Origin of the sequence: Cellulosimicrobium sp. 4261 (genome assembly GCF_040546915.1) — a bacterium.
Classification (GTDB): domain Bacteria; phylum Actinomycetota; class Actinomycetes; order Actinomycetales; family Cellulomonadaceae; genus Cellulosimicrobium; species Cellulosimicrobium cinnabarinum.
On record NZ_JBEPOQ010000008.1, the window covers coordinates 35,999 to 54,226 of the forward strand.

Annotated in this window: 20 protein-coding genes; 11 read left to right on the forward strand and 9 right to left on the reverse strand. The window is 75.2% G+C overall.

Annotation, left to right across the window (positions count from 1 at the left end; all coding sequences use genetic code 11):
* Positions 1-162 precede the first annotated feature (162 nt).
* Together dapB and ABIE39_RS11780 are read left to right on the forward strand one after the other, a co-directional pair.
* On the forward strand, positions 163-918 hold the full coding sequence (gene dapB / locus ABIE39_RS11775; protein ID WP_255437338.1) for a 4-hydroxy-tetrahydrodipicolinate reductase: 756 nt from the start codon (positions 163-165) through the stop codon (positions 916-918).
* Positions 915-1,451: a hypothetical protein gene (locus ABIE39_RS11780; protein WP_255437328.1), complete on the forward strand. Its 537-nt coding sequence runs from the start codon at positions 915-917 to the stop codon at positions 1,449-1,451. Before dapB ends, ABIE39_RS11780 begins: the two co-directional genes overlap by 4 nt.
* 19 nt (positions 1,452-1,470) lie before the next feature.
* Here ABIE39_RS11780 and ABIE39_RS11785 read toward each other — a convergent pair whose 3' ends face one another.
* From ABIE39_RS11785 to ABIE39_RS11810, 6 genes are all read right to left on the reverse strand, one after another.
* Complete coding sequence (locus ABIE39_RS11785; RefSeq protein WP_354051876.1) at positions 1,471-1,929, reverse strand: hypothetical protein; 459 nt, start codon at positions 1,927-1,929, stop codon at positions 1,471-1,473.
* A 79-nt stretch (positions 1,930-2,008) separates the two neighbouring features.
* A complete protein-coding gene (locus ABIE39_RS11790) occupies positions 2,009-2,518 on the reverse strand; it encodes a GNAT family N-acetyltransferase (RefSeq protein WP_034656108.1) in 510 nt (169 codons plus the stop codon).
* Between the two features lie 40 nt (positions 2,519-2,558).
* On the reverse strand, positions 2,559-2,879 hold the full coding sequence (locus ABIE39_RS11795; RefSeq protein WP_043658086.1) for an AzlD domain-containing protein: 321 nt from the start codon (positions 2,877-2,879) through the stop codon (positions 2,559-2,561).
* Entirely contained in the window at positions 2,876-3,727 is an 852-nt protein-coding gene (locus ABIE39_RS11800; RefSeq protein ID WP_354051878.1) for an AzlC family ABC transporter permease, read from the reverse strand. The genes ABIE39_RS11795 and ABIE39_RS11800 overlap by 4 nt, the downstream gene beginning before the upstream one ends.
* Complete coding sequence (locus tag ABIE39_RS11805; protein ID WP_354051880.1) at positions 3,724-4,347, reverse strand: TIGR00645 family protein; 624 nt, start codon at positions 4,345-4,347, stop codon at positions 3,724-3,726. Before ABIE39_RS11805 ends, ABIE39_RS11800 begins: the two co-directional genes overlap by 4 nt.
* A gap of 269 nt (positions 4,348-4,616) precedes the next feature.
* Positions 4,617-6,101 (reverse strand): NAD-dependent succinate-semialdehyde dehydrogenase, encoded by a 1,485-nt coding sequence (locus ABIE39_RS11810; RefSeq protein ID WP_074810012.1) that lies wholly within the window; start codon positions 6,099-6,101, stop codon positions 4,617-4,619.
* Between the two features lie 137 nt (positions 6,102-6,238).
* Here ABIE39_RS11810 and dapA point away from each other — a divergent pair, with 137 nt between their 5' ends.
* From dapA to ABIE39_RS11825, 3 genes are all read left to right on the forward strand, one after another.
* A complete protein-coding gene (gene dapA, locus ABIE39_RS11815; RefSeq protein WP_209827612.1) occupies positions 6,239-7,183 on the forward strand; it encodes a 4-hydroxy-tetrahydrodipicolinate synthase in 945 nt (314 codons plus the stop codon).
* Between the two features lie 52 nt (positions 7,184-7,235).
* The gene (locus ABIE39_RS11820) at positions 7,236-8,921 is read left to right on the forward strand and encodes an RNase J family beta-CASP ribonuclease (protein ID WP_175009580.1); all 1,686 of its coding nucleotides are present in this window, start codon (positions 7,236-7,238) and stop codon (positions 8,919-8,921) included.
* A gap of 253 nt (positions 8,922-9,174) precedes the next feature.
* The gene (locus ABIE39_RS11825; protein WP_354051883.1) at positions 9,175-9,873 is read left to right on the forward strand and encodes a DUF4328 domain-containing protein; all 699 of its coding nucleotides are present in this window, start codon (positions 9,175-9,177) and stop codon (positions 9,871-9,873) included.
* A 49-nt stretch (positions 9,874-9,922) separates the two neighbouring features.
* Here the strand turns inward: ABIE39_RS11825 and ABIE39_RS11830 are convergent, their stop codons facing one another.
* Entirely contained in the window at positions 9,923-10,513 is a 591-nt protein-coding gene (locus ABIE39_RS11830) for a TetR/AcrR family transcriptional regulator (protein WP_354051884.1), read from the reverse strand.
* A 101-nt stretch (positions 10,514-10,614) separates the two neighbouring features.
* On the opposite strand from ABIE39_RS11830, the gene ABIE39_RS11835 reads away from it, so the two are divergent.
* A complete protein-coding gene (locus tag ABIE39_RS11835) occupies positions 10,615-11,025 on the forward strand; it encodes a hypothetical protein (RefSeq protein WP_175009577.1) in 411 nt (136 codons plus the stop codon).
* Between the two features lie 46 nt (positions 11,026-11,071).
* Entirely contained in the window at positions 11,072-11,437 is a 366-nt protein-coding gene (locus tag ABIE39_RS11840; protein ID WP_354051886.1) for an Imm51 family immunity protein, read from the forward strand.
* 80 nt (positions 11,438-11,517) lie between these two features.
* Here the strand turns inward: ABIE39_RS11840 and ABIE39_RS11845 are convergent, their stop codons facing one another.
* Entirely contained in the window at positions 11,518-12,426 is a 909-nt protein-coding gene (locus ABIE39_RS11845) for an MBL fold metallo-hydrolase (protein WP_354051888.1), read from the reverse strand.
* A gap of 122 nt (positions 12,427-12,548) precedes the next feature.
* On the opposite strand from ABIE39_RS11845, the gene ABIE39_RS11850 reads away from it, so the two are divergent.
* The 4 genes from ABIE39_RS11850 to ABIE39_RS11865 all read left to right on the forward strand — a co-directional run bounded on the left by ABIE39_RS11850 (position 12,549) and on the right by ABIE39_RS11865 (position 17,332).
* On the forward strand, positions 12,549-15,377 hold the full coding sequence (locus tag ABIE39_RS11850; protein ID WP_354051890.1) for an FtsK/SpoIIIE family DNA translocase: 2,829 nt from the start codon (positions 12,549-12,551) through the stop codon (positions 15,375-15,377).
* A 63-nt stretch (positions 15,378-15,440) separates the two neighbouring features.
* On the forward strand, positions 15,441-16,070 hold the full coding sequence (gene pgsA / locus ABIE39_RS11855) for a CDP-diacylglycerol--glycerol-3-phosphate 3-phosphatidyltransferase (RefSeq protein WP_074810018.1): 630 nt from the start codon (positions 15,441-15,443) through the stop codon (positions 16,068-16,070).
* A complete protein-coding gene (locus ABIE39_RS11860; RefSeq protein ID WP_175009573.1) occupies positions 16,067-16,624 on the forward strand; it encodes a nicotinamide-nucleotide amidohydrolase family protein in 558 nt (185 codons plus the stop codon). Before pgsA ends, ABIE39_RS11860 begins: the two co-directional genes overlap by 4 nt.
* A 366-nt stretch (positions 16,625-16,990) precedes the next feature.
* Positions 16,991-17,332, forward strand: coding sequence for a helix-turn-helix domain-containing protein (locus ABIE39_RS11865; protein ID WP_021483863.1), 342 nt, complete (start codon positions 16,991-16,993; stop codon positions 17,330-17,332).
* 51 nt (positions 17,333-17,383) lie between these two features.
* Here the strand turns inward: ABIE39_RS11865 and ABIE39_RS11870 are convergent, their stop codons facing one another.
* Positions 17,384-18,223, reverse strand: coding sequence for a DNA-formamidopyrimidine glycosylase family protein (locus tag ABIE39_RS11870; protein ID WP_175009572.1), 840 nt, complete (start codon positions 18,221-18,223; stop codon positions 17,384-17,386).
* Positions 18,224-18,228: the final 5 nt, after the last annotated feature.

Consider the following 18,228-nt stretch of genomic DNA (forward strand, 5'->3'; position numbering starts at 1 on the left):
AGGGCGGCCGCCGTCGTGCTGTGGGCAGACCCACTGCCCGGTGCGGTGGACGAGGCGCCGGTCGGCCCGTGCTCCGGCGATAGGGTGACGGGCGTGAGCGAGCAGAGCACCCCCGCGCCCGATCCCGCCCCGACCGCCCCCGGCAGGGAGCCCGGCCGCCCGCTGCGGGTCGCCGTCCTGGGCGCCGCCGGGCGCATGGGCGCGACCGTCTGCGCCGCCGTCGAGGGCGCCGCGGACCTCGAGCTCGTCGCGCGCCTCGACGCGGGCGACGAGGTCGCCACCGCGACGCTCGGCGGCGCGGACGTCGCCGTCGACTTCACCGTCCCGTCCGCGACCGAGGCGAACGTCCACGCGCTGATCGACGCGGGCGTGCACGCGGTCGTCGGGACCACGGGCTGGACGGAGGAGAGCCGCGGGCGCGTCGTCGCGCACCTCGGGCGCGCCGCCGCGGCCGGCGCACCGGGGCTCGGCGTGCTCATCGCGCCCAACTTCGGGCTCTCCGCCGTCCTCGCGATGACGTTCGCCGCCAAGGCCGCACGGTACTTCGAGTCGGCCGAGGTGATCGAGCTCCACCACCCGGACAAGGTCGACGCACCGTCGGGCACTGCCCGGCACACCGCCGCGGCGATCGCCGCCGCGCGGGCCGACGCCGGTCTCGCGGCGAGCCCGGACGCGACCGAGGCGGGCTGGGAGGCGCGCGGTGCCGACGTCGACGGCGTGCGCGTGCACGCGGTCCGGCTGCGCGGGCTCGTCGCGCACGAGGAGATCCTCTTCGGCAACGCGGGCGAGCAGCTCGTGATCCGGCAGGACTCGTTCGACCGGGTCTCGTTCATGCCGGGCGTCCTGCTCGCCGTCCGCGAGGTCGTGGGCCGGCCCGGGCTGACCGTCGGCCTCGAGAACGTGCTGGACCTCGCATGAGCGTGCCCGGCGGACCCGCCGGCCCGGACGCCCCCGGACCCGGGGACGGCGGGTCGCGCGTGCCGTCGCGTTCCGGGCGCCCGTGGAAGGCGATCGTCGGCGCGGTCCTCGTCACCCTCCTGCTCGCGCTGTACGTGTGGCAGGTCGCGGGACGCTCCGCGGCCCTCATCGGCACGGGCGAGCCCGTCGCCATGGCGATCGGGGCCGGCGTGCTCGTGCTGCCGCTGCTCGTCGTCGGCCTGGTCGGGCGCGAGTTCCTGCTCGCCGGCACCGTGCAGCGCATGGCCGACGACCTCGCGGGCCGCGGCCGCCTGCCGGTCGACGACCTGCCGCGCTCGCCGGGCGGCCGGATCGACCGCGAGGCCGCGGACGCGGCCTTCGGCCCGTACCGCGACGCGGTCGACGCCGACCCCACGAGCTGGGAGGCGTGGTACCACCTCGCGTTCGCGTACGACGCGGCGCGCGACCGCCGCCGCGCCCGGGAGGCGCTGCGCAAGGCCGCGGCGCTCTACCGCGCGCGTCGTCGGGCCTGACGGCTCCCGGGCGCGGGCGTCAGAGGCTCGTCCAGCAGTAGAGCCGGTGCCCCGCGTCGTCGGCGCGGACGCACAGCGCCGCGAGCCGGTGCAGCGCGTCGGCGAGGTCCGTGGGGTCCGACCCCTCGAGCTCCTCCGTCCCCGCCCACCGCACGGCGGCCTCGTCGAGCGCGGCGGGCGTCGCGGAGGCGAGCGCCTCCACGAGCACGTCGGTCACGGAGACCACCCAGGGCCCCTCGTCCCCGCCGGTCGCGACGAGCGAGCCGTGGCGCGCGTCCGCGGTGACCTCGGCGTACGGGCGGTCGGTGAGCAGGCTCGTCAGGGTGCCGAGGACCACGAACGGGTCGATGCCCTTGAGCTCCACGGTCGCGAAGCCCGGCTGCGTGGTCAGCGGGTCGGGGGAGGCCGGTCCGGCCTGCGCGGCGAGCGCGGCCCGTGCGTCGTCCGGTGCGGCGAAGTAGTCGGTGAGGATGCCCATGGCGGACGATCCTCGCAGGTCACGGGGACGAACGGGTCACGGGGGTGTCACGGCTGCGTGACGCGGGGCTCCGTGGTCCTCAGATCTCGGCGGTCCAGCGCCGCTCGACGACGTCCCGCAGCCCGGTCGCGAGCGTCCGGGTGCGCCCGTCGGGGCCGAGCCCCGACCCCGAGAGGAAGGCCTCGCGCGCGGCGTCGCCGTCGAGGACCCACGTGACGACCTCGTCCGCGCCGTCGCGCCGCAGCCGGTCGACGGCCGCCGCCAGCAGACGCGACCCGTGCCCGCCGCGCTGGTGACGCGGCTCGACCTCGAGCGCGAGGACCTGGCCGGGCGCGACCGCGGCGAAACCCACGACGTCGGCCCCCGCGCACGCGACGAGCACCGCGAAGCCGGGGCCGGGCGGGGAGGAGATCGCGGCGGCCCACTGCTCGCGCATCCGCACGGTGTCGAGCGCGTCGAGCACGTCGTCGCCGAGCACGTCGGCGTGCGAGGAGCGCCACGCCCCGACCTGGATCGCGGTCATCGCGACGTCGTCGCCGGGCACGGCAGGGCGGACGGAGACGTCGGCGGTCTCGCGGAAGAGGCTCACGGGTTCACCCTACGAGACCCGGCCGGGCGCCGGGACGGTCTCAGCCCCAGCCGAGCGCGCGCAGGCCCGCGGCCGTGACCGCGGCGAGGACCACGACGACGATGAACGGCGCGCGCAGCGCGAGCGCGACGGCCGCGACGCCCAGCGCGGGCAGCCGCGCGTCGACGACGAGGGCCTGCCCGTCGCCGACGGTCTGCACCGTGACGAGCGCAGCGAGGAGCGCGGCGGTCACGAGCGCGGCGGTGCGCGCGACGCGCTCGTCGGCGAGCCAGTGCTCGGGCACGAGGTGGCCCGCCAGCTTGAGCGCGAAGCACACCGCAGAGGCGGTGAGCACGACGACCCAGACGGTGGCCGAGGTCATGAGGGCTCCTCTCCGCGGGGACCGCGCACGGCCCCCGCACGGTCGGCCGCCCGTCGGCGCCGCGCGTCGACCTGACCGATGACGACGGCGACGGCGGCCGCCGCGAGCACCGGCACGCCACCCGGCGCGACCGGGACGAGCACCGCCGCCACGACGACGGCCGCGGCCGCGGCGAGCTGCATCGCCCGCGTCGCGAGACGAGGCCACAGGAGGCCGAGGAACGCGGCCGCGGCGGCGGCGTCGAGCCCCCACGCGCGCGGGTCGCCGAGCGCGTCGCCCGCGAGCGCCCCGACGAGCGTCATCGCGTTCCAGAGGACGAAGATGCCGACGCCCGTCCACCAGAACCCGGCCCGGACGGCGCGCCGGGACCGTTGCGCGGTCGCGACGGCGGTCGACTCGTCGATCGTGAACTGCGCCGCGACGACCTTGTGCCACGAGCGCAGCGCGAGCAGCGGGCCGAGCTGCGCGCCGTAGAGCGCGTTGCGGACGCCCAGGAAGCCCGCGGTGGTGATCGCCGCGACCGGCGCGCCCCCGGCGCCCACCACGCCGATGAGCGCGAACTGCGAGCCGCCCGAGAACATGAGCAGGCTCAGCGCCATGGTCTGCGCCACGTCGAGACCTGCGACGACCGAGAGCGCGCCGAAGGAGATGCCGTACAGGCCCGTCGCGACGGAGACCGACACGGCCTGGCGGACCGCGGCGCGGACCTCGTCCTCGACGGCCTGCTCGGCCACGTGCTCGACGACGTCCGGCACCACGACGACGTCCGGCACCTCGGCGCCGTCCGCGCGCGGAGCACCGGGCGCGGGGTCGGCTCCGGGGCGCGGGACGTCGTCGGGCCGGCTCATGCGTGCGGGTCGGCCGGGCCCTCGCCCGCGGCGGCGGCGTTCGCCGCGCGCTGGTGCGCGGTGAGGGACATGCGGTCGATGAGCGCGAGGGCGAGCGCCGAGAGGACGAAGGCGAGGTGGATGAGCGTCTGCCACATGAGCTGTGTCGGCGTGTACCGGCTGCTGTCGATGAAGGTGCGCAGCAGGTGGATCGAGGAGATCCCGACGATGGACATCGCGAGCTTCGTCTTGAGCACGTTCGCGTTGACGTGGCTCAGCCACTCGGGCTGGTCGGGGTGCCCCTCGAGCCGGATGCGCGAGACGAAGGTCTCGTAGCCGCCCACGATGACCATGATGAGCAGGTTGGAGATCATGACGACGTCCACGAGCCCGAGCACCGCGAGCATGATCTCCTCGGCACCGAAGTCGACCACCTCGTGCGTCGCGTGGTCCGTCGCGCGGCCGGTGAAGCCGCCCACGACGAGCAGCCACAGCTCCTTGAGGAACTGCCACACGTAGACGACCTGGGCCACGATGAGGCCGAAGTAGAGCGGCGCCTGGAGCCAGCGCGACGCGAAGATCATGTACCCGACGGTGGTGACGCGGGCGCTGGGCGAGGGGACGGTCGGGCTGGTGGTCAACGCGGGCGTCGAGGGCACGGGCGTGGGCTCTCCGGGAGTCGGTGACGGCGGACGGGGACGACGGCTCGGCGCGCGCGGCACCGGTCACCGGTCGTCACCGGGGCGTCAGGGTACCAACGCCGCGTGAGGGCCCCGCAGGCCCGCCCGCACCGTCGGTGACGAGGACGGCCCAGCCGCCCGTCGAGCACGGGGACGGCGACCGGGATCGTCGGATCCCGGTCCGTGACGCCGTGCGCGGCGACCGGGGGGAGGGGGAGAAGGGGGCGACGTCAGAGGGCGACGTAGACCGTCTCCAGGTACTCCTCGAGGCCGGCCTCGCCGCCCTCGCGGCCGAGGCCGGACTGCTTGAGCCCGCCGAACGGGGCGCTCGCGTCGGAGACGAGGCCGCGGTTGACGCCGATCATCCCGGCCTCGACCTCCTCGGAGACGCGCACCGCCCGGTCGAGCGACGTCGTGTACGCGTAGGCCGCGAGCCCGTACTCGGTCGCGTTCGCGAGCGCGATGCCCTCGTCGTCGTCGCCGAACGCGACGACGGGCGCCACCGGACCGAAGATCTCCTCGGTGACGACGCGTGCGTCCGGGTCGACGCCCGACAGGACGGTGGGGGAGTAGAAGTACCCGGGAGAGCGGGGCCGCTCCGCACCGGTGAGCACCTGGGCCCCGCCGTCGGCCGCCGCGTCGACGAGCTCGGCGACCTTGTCGACGGCCTTCGCCTCGATGAGCGGCCCGACCTGCGTCCCGTCCTGGGCGCCCGGCCCGACCCGCAGGTCGGCGAACGCGGCGGCGAGGCGCTGGGCGAACTCGCGCGCGACGGCGTCGTGCACGAGGAAGCGGTTCGCCGCCACGCACGACTGCCCCGCGTTGCGGAGCTTGGCGACGACGGCGCCCTCGACCGCCGCGTCGAGGTCGGCGTCCGCGAAGACGAGGAACGGGGCGTTGCCGCCGAGCTCCATCGAGGTGCGCAGCACCTGCGCGGACGCCTTCTCGAGCAGCGTGCGCCCGACGGGCGTCGAGCCGGTGAACGACAGCTTGCGCAGGCGCTCGTCCGCGAGGAGCGGCTCGGTGACGTCGGCGGCGCGCGACGAGGGGACGACGTTGACGACGCCCGTGGGCAGCCCGCGGTCGGCGAGCTCGGAGCGGATCACCTCGGCCACGAGCGCCGTCGTGAGCGGGGTGAGCCGCGCGGGCTTGACGACGACCGTGCACCCGGCGGCCAGCGCCGGGCCGATCTTGCGCGTGGCCATGGCGATGGGGAAGTTCCAGGGCGTGACGAGCAGCGCGGGCCCGACGGGCCGGCGGAAGACGAGCTGGCGGTTGCCGCCCGCGGGCGCGGTCCGCGCGAGCCCCTCGGCGCGCACCGCCTGCTCCGCGTACCAGCGCAGGAAGTCGGCGCCGTAGAGCACCTCGGCGCGCGCCTCCGCGAGCGGCTTGCCGCACTCGGCCGTGATGAGCGCGGCCACGTCGTCGGCCCGCGCGACGACCCGGTCGTAGACGGCGCGCAGCACCTCGCCCCGCTCCCGCGGGGGCGTCGCGCGCCACGCGGGCGCCGCCCGGTGCGCGGCGTCGAGCGCGCGCAGCGCGTCCGCCGGGCTCGCGTCCGCGACGTCGAACAGCGACTCCTCGGTCGCCGGGTCCTCGACCTCGAAGGTCCGCCCGCCCTCGGCAGGACCCCAGTGGCCGTCCACGAGCAGCCCGGTGGGCACGTGGGCGACGAGCGCGGGGGAGAGGTTCGACGTCGAGGCGGGGCGGGACATGCTCCGAGTATCGCCCTGGGGGTCGCGGGGACGCACGCGGGCGAGCGGCACGGAGCGCCGGGCCTGTGCCCCGGACGCCGCCCGGTCGCTGCCGGACGGGCGCGGTACGACGACCCGCCGCACGGTAGTTTGTGCACATGGTCCTTCCCGCCACCCCCGCGCGCCCGTTCGGTGCCGTCCTCACGGCCATGGTCACCCCGATGACGCCCGCCGGCGCCGTCGACCTCGAGGCGGCAGCCCGGCTCGCGAAGCGCCTGGTGGACGACGGGAACGACGGCCTCGTGCTGAGCGGCACCACGGGCGAGTCGCCCACGACCCACGCCCCCGAGAAGCAGGACCTCGTGCGCGCCGTCGTCGAGGCGGTCGGCGACCGCGCAGCCGTCCTCGCGGGCGCCGGGTCCAACGACACCGACCACGCGCTGCGCATGGCCGAGCAGGCCGCCGAGGCCGGGGCGGACGGGCTCCTCGTCGTCACCCCGTACTACTCGCGCCCCAGCCAGGAGGGCGTCTACCGCCACGTCGTGGCGATCGCCGAGGCGGCCGACCTCCCCGTCATGCTGTACGACGTGCCCGGCCGCACCGGCGTGCGCGTCGCCCCCGACACGTACGCGCGCCTCGCGGCGCACGAGCGCGTCGTGGCGAGCAAGGACGCGACGGGCGACGTGTACGCCGCCGCGAAGCTCGCCGCCTCGACCGGCCTCGCGTTCTACAGCGGCGACGACGGCCTGCTGCTGCCGTTCCTCGCGCACGGCGCTGCGGGTATCGTCTCCGTGTCGGCGCACGCCGTCGCGCCGCAGTTCGCGGAGGTCGTGCGCCGCTTCGACGCCGGCGACCCGGCGGGCGCGCTCGAGGTGTTCCTCACCACGACGCCCGTCATCGACGCGCTCAACGGTGCCGGCTTCCAGGCCGTCATGGCCAAGGCCGCCGTCGAGCTGCTCGGCGTCACCGACAACCGTTTCCTGCGCCTGCCGAACGTCGCGGCGACCGAGGACGACGTCGCGCTCGTGCGCGACGCCCTCGCCGCCGCGGGCGTGCTCGCCGGCGTGCCCACCGCGGCAGGCGCTGCCGCACCCACGAGCTAGCGAGGGCAGGAGCCCTCGAAACCCCCCAGGCTCAGCCACGACAGGAGGCCCCGTGAGCCATCCCCACCCCGAACTCTCCCTGCCTCCCGAGCTCCCCGCCGGAGGGCTGCGCATCGTCGCCCTCGGCGGTCTCGGTGAGGTCGGCCGCAACATGGCCGTCCTCGAGTACGACGGGCGCCTGCTCGTCATCGACTGCGGCGTCCTCTTCCCCGAGGACAACCAGCCCGGCGTCGACCTCATCCTCCCGGACTTCGACTACATCGCGGACCGGCTGGACGACATCGAGGCGATCGTCCTCACCCACGGCCACGAGGACCACATCGGCGCCGTGCCGTACCTGCTGCGGCTGCGCCGCGACATCCCGCTCGTCGGGTCGCAGCTCACGCTCGCGTTCGTCGAGGCGAAGCTCAAGGAGCACCGCATCTCTCCCGTGACCCTCGCGGTCAAGGAGGGGCAGGTCGAGCAGCTCGGCGTGTTCCGCTGCGAGTTCGTCGCCGTGAACCACTCGATCCCCGACGCGCTCGCGGTCGCGGTGACGACCGGCGCCGGGACCGTGCTGCACACGGGCGACTTCAAGATGGACCAGCTCCCGCTCGACGGGCGCATCACCGACCTGCGGGCGTTCGCGCGCCTCGGCGAGCAGGGCGTCGACCTGTTCATGGTGGACTCGACCAATGCCGAGGTCCCCGGCTTCGTCACGCCCGAGGTCGAGATCGGCCCGGTGCTCGACAACGTCTTCGCGGCTTCCGAGAAGCGCATCATCGTCGCGTCGTTCTCGTCGCACGTGCACCGCGTGCAGCAGGTCCTCAACGCCGCGCACCATCACGGCCGCCGTGTCGCGCTCGTCGGGCGCTCGATGGTCCGCAACATGACGATCGCGTCCGAGCTCGGGTACCTCCACGTGCCCGAGGGCGTGCTCATCGACCTCAAGAAGGTCGACTCGCTGCGCGACGACGAGATCGTGCTCATGTGCACCGGGTCGCAGGGCGAGCCGATGGCCGCCCTGTCGCGCATGGCGAACGGCGACCACAAGGTCCAGGTCGGTCACGGCGACACGGTCATCCTCGCGTCGTCGCTCATCCCGGGCAACGAGAACGCCGTCTTCCGCATCATCAACGGCCTCACGCGCCTCGGCGCGCGCGTCGTCCACGGCGGCAACGCCAAGGTGCACGTGTCCGGCCACGCGAGCGCGGGCGAGCTCCTCTACTGCTACAACGTGCTCAAGCCCAAGAACGTCATGCCGGTGCACGGCGAGGTCCGTCACCTCGTCGCCAACGGGGCGCTCGCGGTCCGCACGGGCGTGCCGGCCGACCGCGTCGTGCTCGCCGAGGACGGCGTCGTCGTCGACCTCGTCGACGGGCGCGCGTCCGTCGTGGGTGCCGTGCCGTGCGGGTACGTGTACGTCGACGGGTCGAGCGTCGGCGAGATCACGGACGCCGAGCTCAAGGACCGCCGCATCCTCGGCGAGGAGGGCTTCGTCTCCGTGTTCGCCGTCGTCGACTCCGCGACGGGCAAGGTCCTCGCGGGGCCGCAGATCCTCGCGCGCGGGTTCGCCGAGGACGACAAGGTGTTCCAGGACATCCAGCCCGAGGTCGTCCAGGCGCTCGAGGACGCGATCGCCGGCGGCGCGACGGACACGCACCAGCTCCAGCAGGTCATGCGCCGCGTCATCGGCCGGTGGGTCTCGAACCGCCTGCGCCGTCGTCCGATGATCGTCCCGGTCGTCGTCGAGGCGTAGCCTCCGCGACCGGCGTCGGGCCGGCCTCCGCCCAGGTCGGGGCGCCAGTATGCTGGCGCCCCGACCAGCGCAGGAGGCACCCTTGACGCACCACGACCCCTCCGGGGTCCCTCCCTGCGGACAGTCCGGCGGCCCCGTCCCCGGACAGCCTCCGGCGCCGGGCCGGCCGGTACCGCAGTACGGCGCGTACGGCACCGCGCCCGTCCCCGCGTACGGGCGGGCGGCGCCTCCGCACTCCGGCGCGTCCGGCCAGATGCCGCCCTCCGCGCCCGTGCACGGGCAGCCGATGCCGCCGGTCTTCGGCGCGTACGGCGGCGGGTACGGATCCGTCCCGCGACCGCCCGTCCCCGGGGGCCTCGCGACGGCCACGATCGCGCTCGCGGTCGCAGTCACCGCCGTGCAGGCGCTGGCCTGGCTCACGTCGTTCGGCGCGGCCGAGGAGTTCGAGCGCGCCGCGCGCGCCGGCACCCCGAGCGCCGAGGTCCTCACCGGGTACGACGCCGTCGGCCTGCTGCTCCTTCCCGTGCAGCTCGCGGCGGCGGTCGTGACGTGCCTGTGGCTCTGGCAGAGCCGCGTGCTGGCCGAGGCGGTGTCGCCCGGCCGCGGGCACGCGCGCAGCCGGGTGTGGGTCTGGCTCGGCTGGATCGTGCCGGTCGTCGCGTTCTGGTTCCCCTACCAGGTCGTGCGCGACGTGCGCGCCGCGACCGTCGTCGTCCCGCGACGCGGCCTCGGATGGTGGTGGGCCGGGTGGCTGCTGTGGAGCGTCGCCACGAACGTCGCCACCCAGCTGACCACGCTCTCCTCGACCGGTGCGGCGGGGACGTTCGCGCTGCTGCCCGTCGCGGAGACGGTGGGCACCGCGGGCCTCGTCGTCGCGCTCGTCCTGTGGGTGCGCACCGTCCGGGAGATCACCGCGGGCCAGCGGGCCGCGGTGGGTGCCGGCGCCCGGTGACCACGCGTGCGCTCGCCGGGGGCGGACGGTGGGTCCGGCTTCCCCGGGGCTACGTCGCCGCGCCGCGCCGCACGAGCCCCGGGCCGACGGCGGCGAGCGTCGCGCTGTAGCGCGCCGCCCGGGCGTCGTCCCCGCCGGGCACGAGGCCCGCGAGCTCGAGCGAGACCAGGCCGTGCACGAGCCCCCACAGGCCGAGCGCGACGTCGTCGGCACGGGTGCCGGAGGGCTCGAGGCGCGCGACGGCGTCGCGCAGCACGCGGAACGTGGGCTCCTCGACCGCCTCGGGCCGGTCGGGCCCGGGGCGGACGCCGCGCGCGAACATCACGGCGTAGAAGTGCGGGTCCGCGAGCGCGAAGTCGCGGTACGCGCGACCGAGGGCGGCGAGGTCGGCGGCAGGGTCGTCGGTACGGGGGACCGTCGCGAGGCGTGCGGCGAAGCGTCGGAAGCCCTCCGCGGAGACGGCGGCGACGAGCTCGTCGCGGCTGCCGAAGAGCGCGTACACCGCCGACGCGCTCGTCCCGGCCTCGGCCGCGACCGACCGGACCGTCACCGCAGCCTCCCCGTGCGTGGAGACGGCGCGCGACGCCACGTCGAGGAGGCGGTCGCGCAGGGCGTCGTCGTGCAGTCGGGGTCGTGCCACGCGCCGAGTCTAGGGCTCTTGACGAGTGGGTGCGAACGTTGTTCTATAACAGTGTTTGCAAACCACTGCGCGAGCTCTCGCGCCGCCCCCCTGGAGGTCCCGTGCTCGAGCTCACCGACGCCGCCCGGCTCACCGCCGGCATCGTCCTCCTCACCGTCGTCGGCATCGAGTCCGGCGGGGCCTTCCTCGTCAGAGTCGTCACGCGGCGGGTCCCCGCCACCGCGTTCCAGACGTCGTTCTTCCGTGCCGGGCACGCGCACGCGGGGGTGCTCGTCATCCTCGGCCTCGTGTGCCTGCTGCTCACGGAGGCCACGGGCCTCGTCGGCGTCTGGCGGTGGCTCGCGGCGACCGGCGTGCTCGTCGCGGCGATCCTGCTCCCGGCCGGCTTCTTCCTGTCGGCCGTCGGCCCCGGTCGCGAGACGCCGAACCGGGCCGTCGCGCTGCTGCCCGCGGGGGCCGTCGTCCTCGCGGCGGGCGTCGTGACCCTCGCCGTCGGCCTCTTCCTCGGCTGACCGACCCCGGGAGCCTGACGTGGGTGGCTCTCGCTACGGTTCCGGCATGACCACCGCCGAGGACTTCGTCCCGCTCGACCCCGTCCGTCTCGTCACGCTGGCCGCGGGGTGGAGCATCATCTACTCGCCCGGCGGGCCGGAGTGGCACCACCACAAGGGTGCGCTCGAGAGGCGCGGCGTCGAGGGTTCGGGCTACGACTTCTCCGGCGCGCTTCAGGCCACGCTGACCGACCACGAGCCGGACGTGCTGGACGCCGTCGGGTTCGACCCCGAGGGTGGCATGGTGAGCGTCTACGGCCCCGACCTCGACGCCCTGCACGTCGCGGCGCGGCACCTGCACCGCCTCGTCACCGACGAGCAGGCCCTCGACGCGGCGCTCGCCCGGTCGGTCGAGCTCGGGCTCGACGACTGAGCCCGGAGCGCGGCGGGTCCAGGAGGCCTCGTGTCGTCGGGCCGCCGCTCCGCGATGCGGGCACGACCGCCCAGGCGGCCTCAGCGCGCGCGCAGCGCGGCGAGCTGCTCGTCGTGCCACTCCGCGACGTAGCCGGTGAGCCGGTCGTCGGCCACCACGGCGTCCGTGTGCGCGACCGCGTGCTCCAGCGCGTCGAGGTAGGCGCGGTCGGTCGCGAAGCGCGCGGCGACGGCGGCCCGACCGACCGCCGGGCTCCCGTGGCCCGGGACGAGAGCGTCGACGTCGCACGCCGCGAGCTCGAGCGCGTCGAGCGCGCCGCGGTACGTGCGCACCGGGTCGCGCGACCCGGTGTCGACGAGCGGCACCTCCACGTCCGAGAGCATGTCGCCGGCGAGCAGCACACCCTGCACGACGAGCGCCGCGTGCCCCGGCGCGTGGGCGTCGTGCTCGACCACGACGGCGCCGGTCTGCTCGCGGGGCTGCTCGTCGGTCTGCGCGGCGGGTCCTCCGTCGGCCGTCCTGCCGGTCGGCCAGGGCAGCCGTCGTGCGCCGCGGGGGAGCGGGGTGAGCGCGCCCACCAGCGTCGGGTCGTGGCCCGGTGCGGCGGCGTCGGCCGCGGCCACCAGGTCCGCGCCCCGCGACCGGGTCGCGTCGGTGCCGCGGGCCGTGGCGTAGCGCGGGACGTCGCCCAGGGAACGGGACCACAGCACGTGGTCCCAGTGCGGGTGCGTCGCGAAACCGGCGGTCACGCGCCAGCCCTGGCCGTGCACGGCCCTGGCCAGCGCCTCGACCTCCTCGACCGTGACCGCGGGGTCGACGACGAGCGCTTCGCCGTCGGGCGCGACCACGACCGTCGACGTCGTCGTCCAGATCGTCGCGGTGGCCACCCAGACCCCCGGGCGGACCTCGACGAGGTCGCGGGGGTGCGGGAAAGCGGCGTCCGTCGTCGCGTCGTCGTCCGCGCGCTGCGACCCTGCGGGCTCGTCCATCGGTCCTCCGCTCGTCCTCGTGGGGCCGGGGCGGTGAGACCTGACCGGGCCCCGGTCCCGCGGGGACACGCGCCCCGGGGTTCCCCGGCGCCGTCGTCCCTCGCAGGTAGGTTAGGACCACTATGGCGACCCGCACGTCCCCGCAGGCACGTCGGACCGCGAGCAACCGCACACCAGCGCCCCGCACCGCGGCGCGCGGCGGTTCGTCCTCGGCCCGCGGCACGTCGCGCGCCGGTACCGGTCGCGGACGGTCCTCCTCCTCCAGCGCGCGCCGCCCGGCGCGTCGGCCGGCGGCAGGGCCGCCGTGGCCCGTCCGCGCGGTGCGGGGGGTCTGGCTCGGCGCCGCGCACGGCGTGGGATCGCTCGTGCGCACCATCGGAAGAGGAGCAAGAGACCTGGACCCGGCACACCGGCGCGACGGCGTCGCGTTCACCCTCATCGCCCTCGCGGTCGTCGTCGCGGCGCGCGAGTGGTGGGGCATCCAGGGCACGTTCGGCAAGGTCGTCCACGGCGTCGTCGCGGGGACGTTCGGCCTCGCGGGCGTCGCGGTCCCCGTCCTGCTGCTCTGGCTCGCGGTGCGCATCATGCGGCACCCCGAGCGCGCCCAGGCGAACTCCCGCGTCGCGATCGGGCTCACGCTCATCGTCGTGTCCGTGTGCTCCCTCGTGCACATCTCGGAGGACCTGCCCGCGCCGCGGGACGGTTTCGCGGCGGTGCAGGACGCGGGCGGCATCGTCGGCTACCTGGCGGCCACGCCCGTCACCGCCGGTCTGACGCCGTGGTTCGCCGTCCCCATCTTCCTGCTCCTCGGGTTCTTCGGGCTGCTCGTCGTCACCGCGACGCCCGTGCACCGCATCCCGAGCCGGCTGCGCGGCCTCTACGACGTGCTCACCGGCAACCACCGCGCCGAGGACGACGGGCTCGACGCCGACGGGCTCCCGCTCGCGGAGGGCGTCTCGCGCCACGACGGCAGCGAGCCCCCGGCGGGTCGCCGACCCCGCAAGCCGCGGCGCACCAAGGCGCAGCGCGCGGCGGAGGCGGCGGAGATCGAGAAGCCCGAGGGCGGCTTCTCCGGCGACGAGGCGTTCGAGACGGCCGCGTTCCTCGACTACGAGGACGACGCGCCGCGCGGCCGGGGGAAGAAGCGTCGCGCCGAGGAACCGGCCGCCGGCACCGCCGCGACGGAGGTGGTCCCCGCCGTCGGGCAGGGGACCGCGCAGGACACGGCGGCGGCCGCGATGGGCGCCGTCGCGCCCTCCCCGGAGGACGGCGCCGGCAGCGTGCCGCCGCCCCCGCCCGGCCCCATGCCGCGGGGCGTGCAGCCCATGCTCGAGGGCGACACGGTCTACCTGCTCCCGGACGAGGACGCGCTCGTCAAGGGCGCGCCGCACAAGGTGCGCTCGGCCGCGAACGACCGCGTGGTCGAGGCGCTCACCCAGACGTTCGAGCAGTTCGAGGTCGACGCCAAGGTCACCGGGTTCACCCGCGGGCCCACGGTCACGCGCTACGAGGTCGAGGTCGGGCCCAAGGTCAAGGTCGAGCGCATCACGTCGCTGTCCAACAACATCGCGTACGCGGTCGCGAGCGCCGACGTGCGCATCCTCGCGCCGATCCCCGGCAAGTCCGCGATCGGCATCGAGATCCCCAACACGGACCGCGAGACGGTCGTGCTCGGCGACGTGCTGCGGTCGTCGGCCGCGCGGCGCACCGAGCACCCCATGGTCATGGGCGTGGGCAAGGACGTCGAGGGCGGCTACGTCGTCGCGAACCTCGCGAAGATGCCGCACATCCTCGTCGCGGGCGCGACGGGCGCGGGCAAGTCGAGCTTCATCAACTCCATGATCACGTCGATCCTCATGCGCTCGACGCCGGAGCAGGTGCGGCTCGTGCTCGTGGACCCCAAGCGCGTCGAGCTGACGATCTACGAGGGCATCCCGCACCTCATCACGCCCATCATCACGAACCCGAAGAAGGCCGCGGAGGCGCTCGACTGGGTCGTCCGCGAGATGGACGCCCGCTACGACGACCTGGCCGCGTTCGGGTTCAAGCACATCGACGACTTCAACGCCGCCGTCCGGGCCGGCAAGGTCAAGCCGTTGCCCGGCTCCGAGCGCAAGATCGCCACGTACCCATACCTGCTGGTCGTCGTCGACGAGCTCGCGGACCTCATGATGGTCGCGCCGCGCGACGTCGAGGCGTCGATCCAGCGCATCACGCAGCTTGCGCGCGCGGCGGGCATCCACCTGGTGCTCGCGACGCAGCGCCCGTCGGTCGACGTCGTCACCGGCCTCATCAAGGCGAACGTGCCCTCGCGGCTCGCCTTCGCGACGTCGTCCCTCGCGGACTCGCGTGTCGTGCTCGACCAGCCCGGCGCGGAGAAGCTCATCGGCCAGGGTGACGCGCTGTTCCTGCCCATGGGTGCCGCCAAGCCCATGCGCGTGCAGGGCGCGTGGGTCTCGGAGTCCGAGGTGCACGCCGTCGTCGAGCACGTGAAGAGCCAGCTCAAGCCCGTCTACCGCGAGGACGTCACGCAGGCGGCCACGAAGAAGCAGATCGACGAGGACATCGGGGACGACCTCGACCTGCTGCTCCAGGCGGCCGAGCTCGTGGTGACGTCGCAGTTCGGCTCCACGTCGATGCTCCAGCGCAAGCTGCGCGTCGGCTTCGCCAAGGCGGGGCGCCTCATGGACCTCCTGGAGTCGCGCGAGATCGTCGGGCCGTCCGAGGGGTCCAAGGCCCGGGACGTGCTCGTCACGCCCGAGGAGCTGCCGTCGGCGCTCGCGCTCATCCGGGGCGAGCCCGCGCAGGACGTCTTCGACGGCCAGGCGCCCGCCGCGGCTCCCGCGCCCGCGAGCGGCGGCCACGACTACGGCGAGGGCACCGACGGGCACATGCCCCCGGTCGCGACGGAGTACCACGACGGCGCCGACGTGGAGTCGGGCTGGCGCTGACCCGGGCGGCCCGTGGTGCCGACGACGGTCGGCGCACCCCGGACGACCCCCTAGGCTGGTGACGTGGTCAACGCCGTCCCCTCGCCGTGGAACTCCGCGAACCTCGTCACCATGGCGAGGATCCTGCTCGTCCCGTTCTTCGCGTGGGCGCTCCTCGTCGACGGCGGGGAGTCCGTCACGTGGCGCCTCGTCGCGACGGGCATCTTCGTCCTCGCCGCGACGTCGGACCGCCTCGACGGCTACCTCGCGCGGCGCTACGACCTCGTCACGGATCTGGGCAAGCTCCTCGACCCGATCGCGGACAAGCTGCTCGTGGGCACCGCGCTCGTGCTGCTCGCGTGGCCGCTCGGCGAGCTGCCCTGGTGGGTCCCCGTGGTCGTGCTCGCGCGCGAGCTGGGCGTCACGCTCCTGCGGTTCGCCGTCCTCAAGTACGCGGTCATGCCCGCGTCGCGCGGCGGGAAGCTCAAGACCGTGCTCCAGACCGTCGCGATCACGCTCTTCGTGCTCCCGCTGGCGCACCTGCCGGCGTTCGTCGGCGTCGTCGCGTGGGTCGTGCTCGCCGCGGCCATCCTGGTCACCGTCGTGACCGGGCTGGAGTACGCGTACCAGGGCTGGCGCCTGCGCCGCGACGCGGTGCGCGCGGCCCGGGTCGTCGAGCGCGGTCCGAGCGCGGACGGCGCCTCCGTCTCATGACCGCCGCCGCGGTCCCGGCGGGGACGTCGTCGGCCACCGGGCCGGACGTCCGGCCCGACGTCGTGGACCTGCTCGACGCGCTGGAGGCCCGCGGGTGGACTCTCGGGACCGCCGAGTCCCTCACGGGCGGCCTGCTCAGCGCGACGATCGTCGACGTGCCCGGCGCCTCACGCGTGCTGCGGGGCGCCGTCGTCGCGTACGCGACCGACGTCAAGGAGGCGGTCCTCGGCGTCGACGGCGACCTGCTCGCCGCGCACGGAGCCGTGCACCCCGAGGTCGCGCGCCAGATGGCCGAGCGTGTGCGCGGCGTGCTCGGGGCCGACGTCGGGGTCGCGACCACGGGCGTCGCGGGTCCCGACCCGCAGGACGGCCGGGCTCCGGGCACCGTCTTCGTCGCCGTGAGCGGACCGGGCGGCACCGACGTGCGGGAGCTGCACGTCGACGGCGACCGTGCGACCGTCCGCGCCGCGACGGTGGCCGCCGCGGTGGCGCTCGCGCGCTCCGCCGTCGGGCCGCCGACGACCGGCGGCGGAGAGGCGCCCGCCGTCGGGTGAAATCCTGGACGGGCGTCGGGCGGGGAGCTGCGCGAGCCCGGTCGGACGCGTCGTGGAGAGGTCGTGAACGTGCCGCGGGGGACCGGGCGCGAGCCCCGGCGCGGGAACAACGCCCCACGTCGGGACGTTGCACAGCACGTGATCGCCAACAGGACCGTCAACCGACCGGTGGGACGCACGGACAACGCCCCTGCGGCCCGTCCCGCACGGGGCACCGGCGACGTGAGCGGACCGCGGGCGGGGTACGGTAGGACGACCCCGTCACGCGGGGCAGTGAACAGGAAGACCGGCACGAGCAGTTCGCGCACCCAGGTGGGGGCCTCTCCGGCTCCCGGGGGCGCACGGGACACGGAAGGGGGTCGCCAGATGATTGTTCTTCGACGAGAGATCGGGGACGTGCTGCGAGACGCTCGCCAGCGACAGGGGCGCACCCTGCGAGAGGTGTCCTCCGCCGCACGGGTCTCGCTGGGCTACCTCAGCGAGGTCGAGCGCGGTCAGAAGGAAGCGTCGTCGGAGCTCCTCGGCTCGATCTGCGAGGCGCTCGACATCCCGATGTCGTTGGTGCTGCGCGAGGTCAGCGACCGGGTCGCCGTCGCCGAGGGTCTGCTGATCCCCGACACCATCCCGGCCGACTTCGCGACGGCCGTGCTGGGTCGCCAGCATCCCGAAGGCACGGCACGCCGCGAGGACCTGCAGCCCGTCGGCTGACGGTCGGGCCGGGACCGGCCGCACCGGGAGCGGGGGCAGCGACGCCCGCCGTCATCCTGCTGCGGGCGGTGCCTGGCAGGTCGGACACCAGAAGATCGGACGGTCGTACGGGGGCTCGTTCGCCGTACCTTCCGCGACAGGCGTGCCGCACACGTGGCACGCCTTTCGTGTGCGCCCGTGCACGTGCCGCACGACGCCCGCGCGCGGGTCGAACCCGTGCCGGACGGTGCGCTGCATGAGCGCGCGCGCCGTGAGCAGGAGGCCCTCGAGGTCCTCGACGTCGCGGACGGGCGTCCACGGGTAGACGTGCTCGGCGAAGAGCGACTCGGCCGTGTAGATCGTGCCGATGCCGGCGACGAGGTGCTGGTCGAGCAGGGCCTCCGCGACGGGGACGCCGGTCGTTGCCCGCTCCGGCCGGTGCCGGGGGCCGCTCCCGCCCGCCGCGTCGTCGGCCCGCATCCGGGCGACCGCCTCCGGCAGGCCGGTCTCCGGGAAGTCGTCGCCGAGCACGTCGGGGCCGAGGGGCCCGACGATCACGCGCTCGTCCGCGGTGCGCAGGACGTGCAGCATGCCGATCCGGTTCCCGACCGCCGTCCACCACTCGTTCGCGAGGACCACGCGCACGTTCGGCTCCGCTCCGCGCGCGTCGTGGGTGCCCGTCCGCGCGAGCCGCCACGACCCCTCCATGCGCAGGTGCGTGTGCAGGGACCGGCCGTCGTCGAACCGCGTGAACAGGTGCTTGCCGTAGGCCGCGTTCCCGACGACCACCCGGCCGGCGAGGTCGATCTCCGCCGCGCTCGGCCACCGCAGGTCCGAGCGGACGAGCACCCGGTCCTTGAGCGCCTCGTCGAGGCGGGCCGAGACGAGGCGCAGGATGTCACCCTCGGGCACGCGAC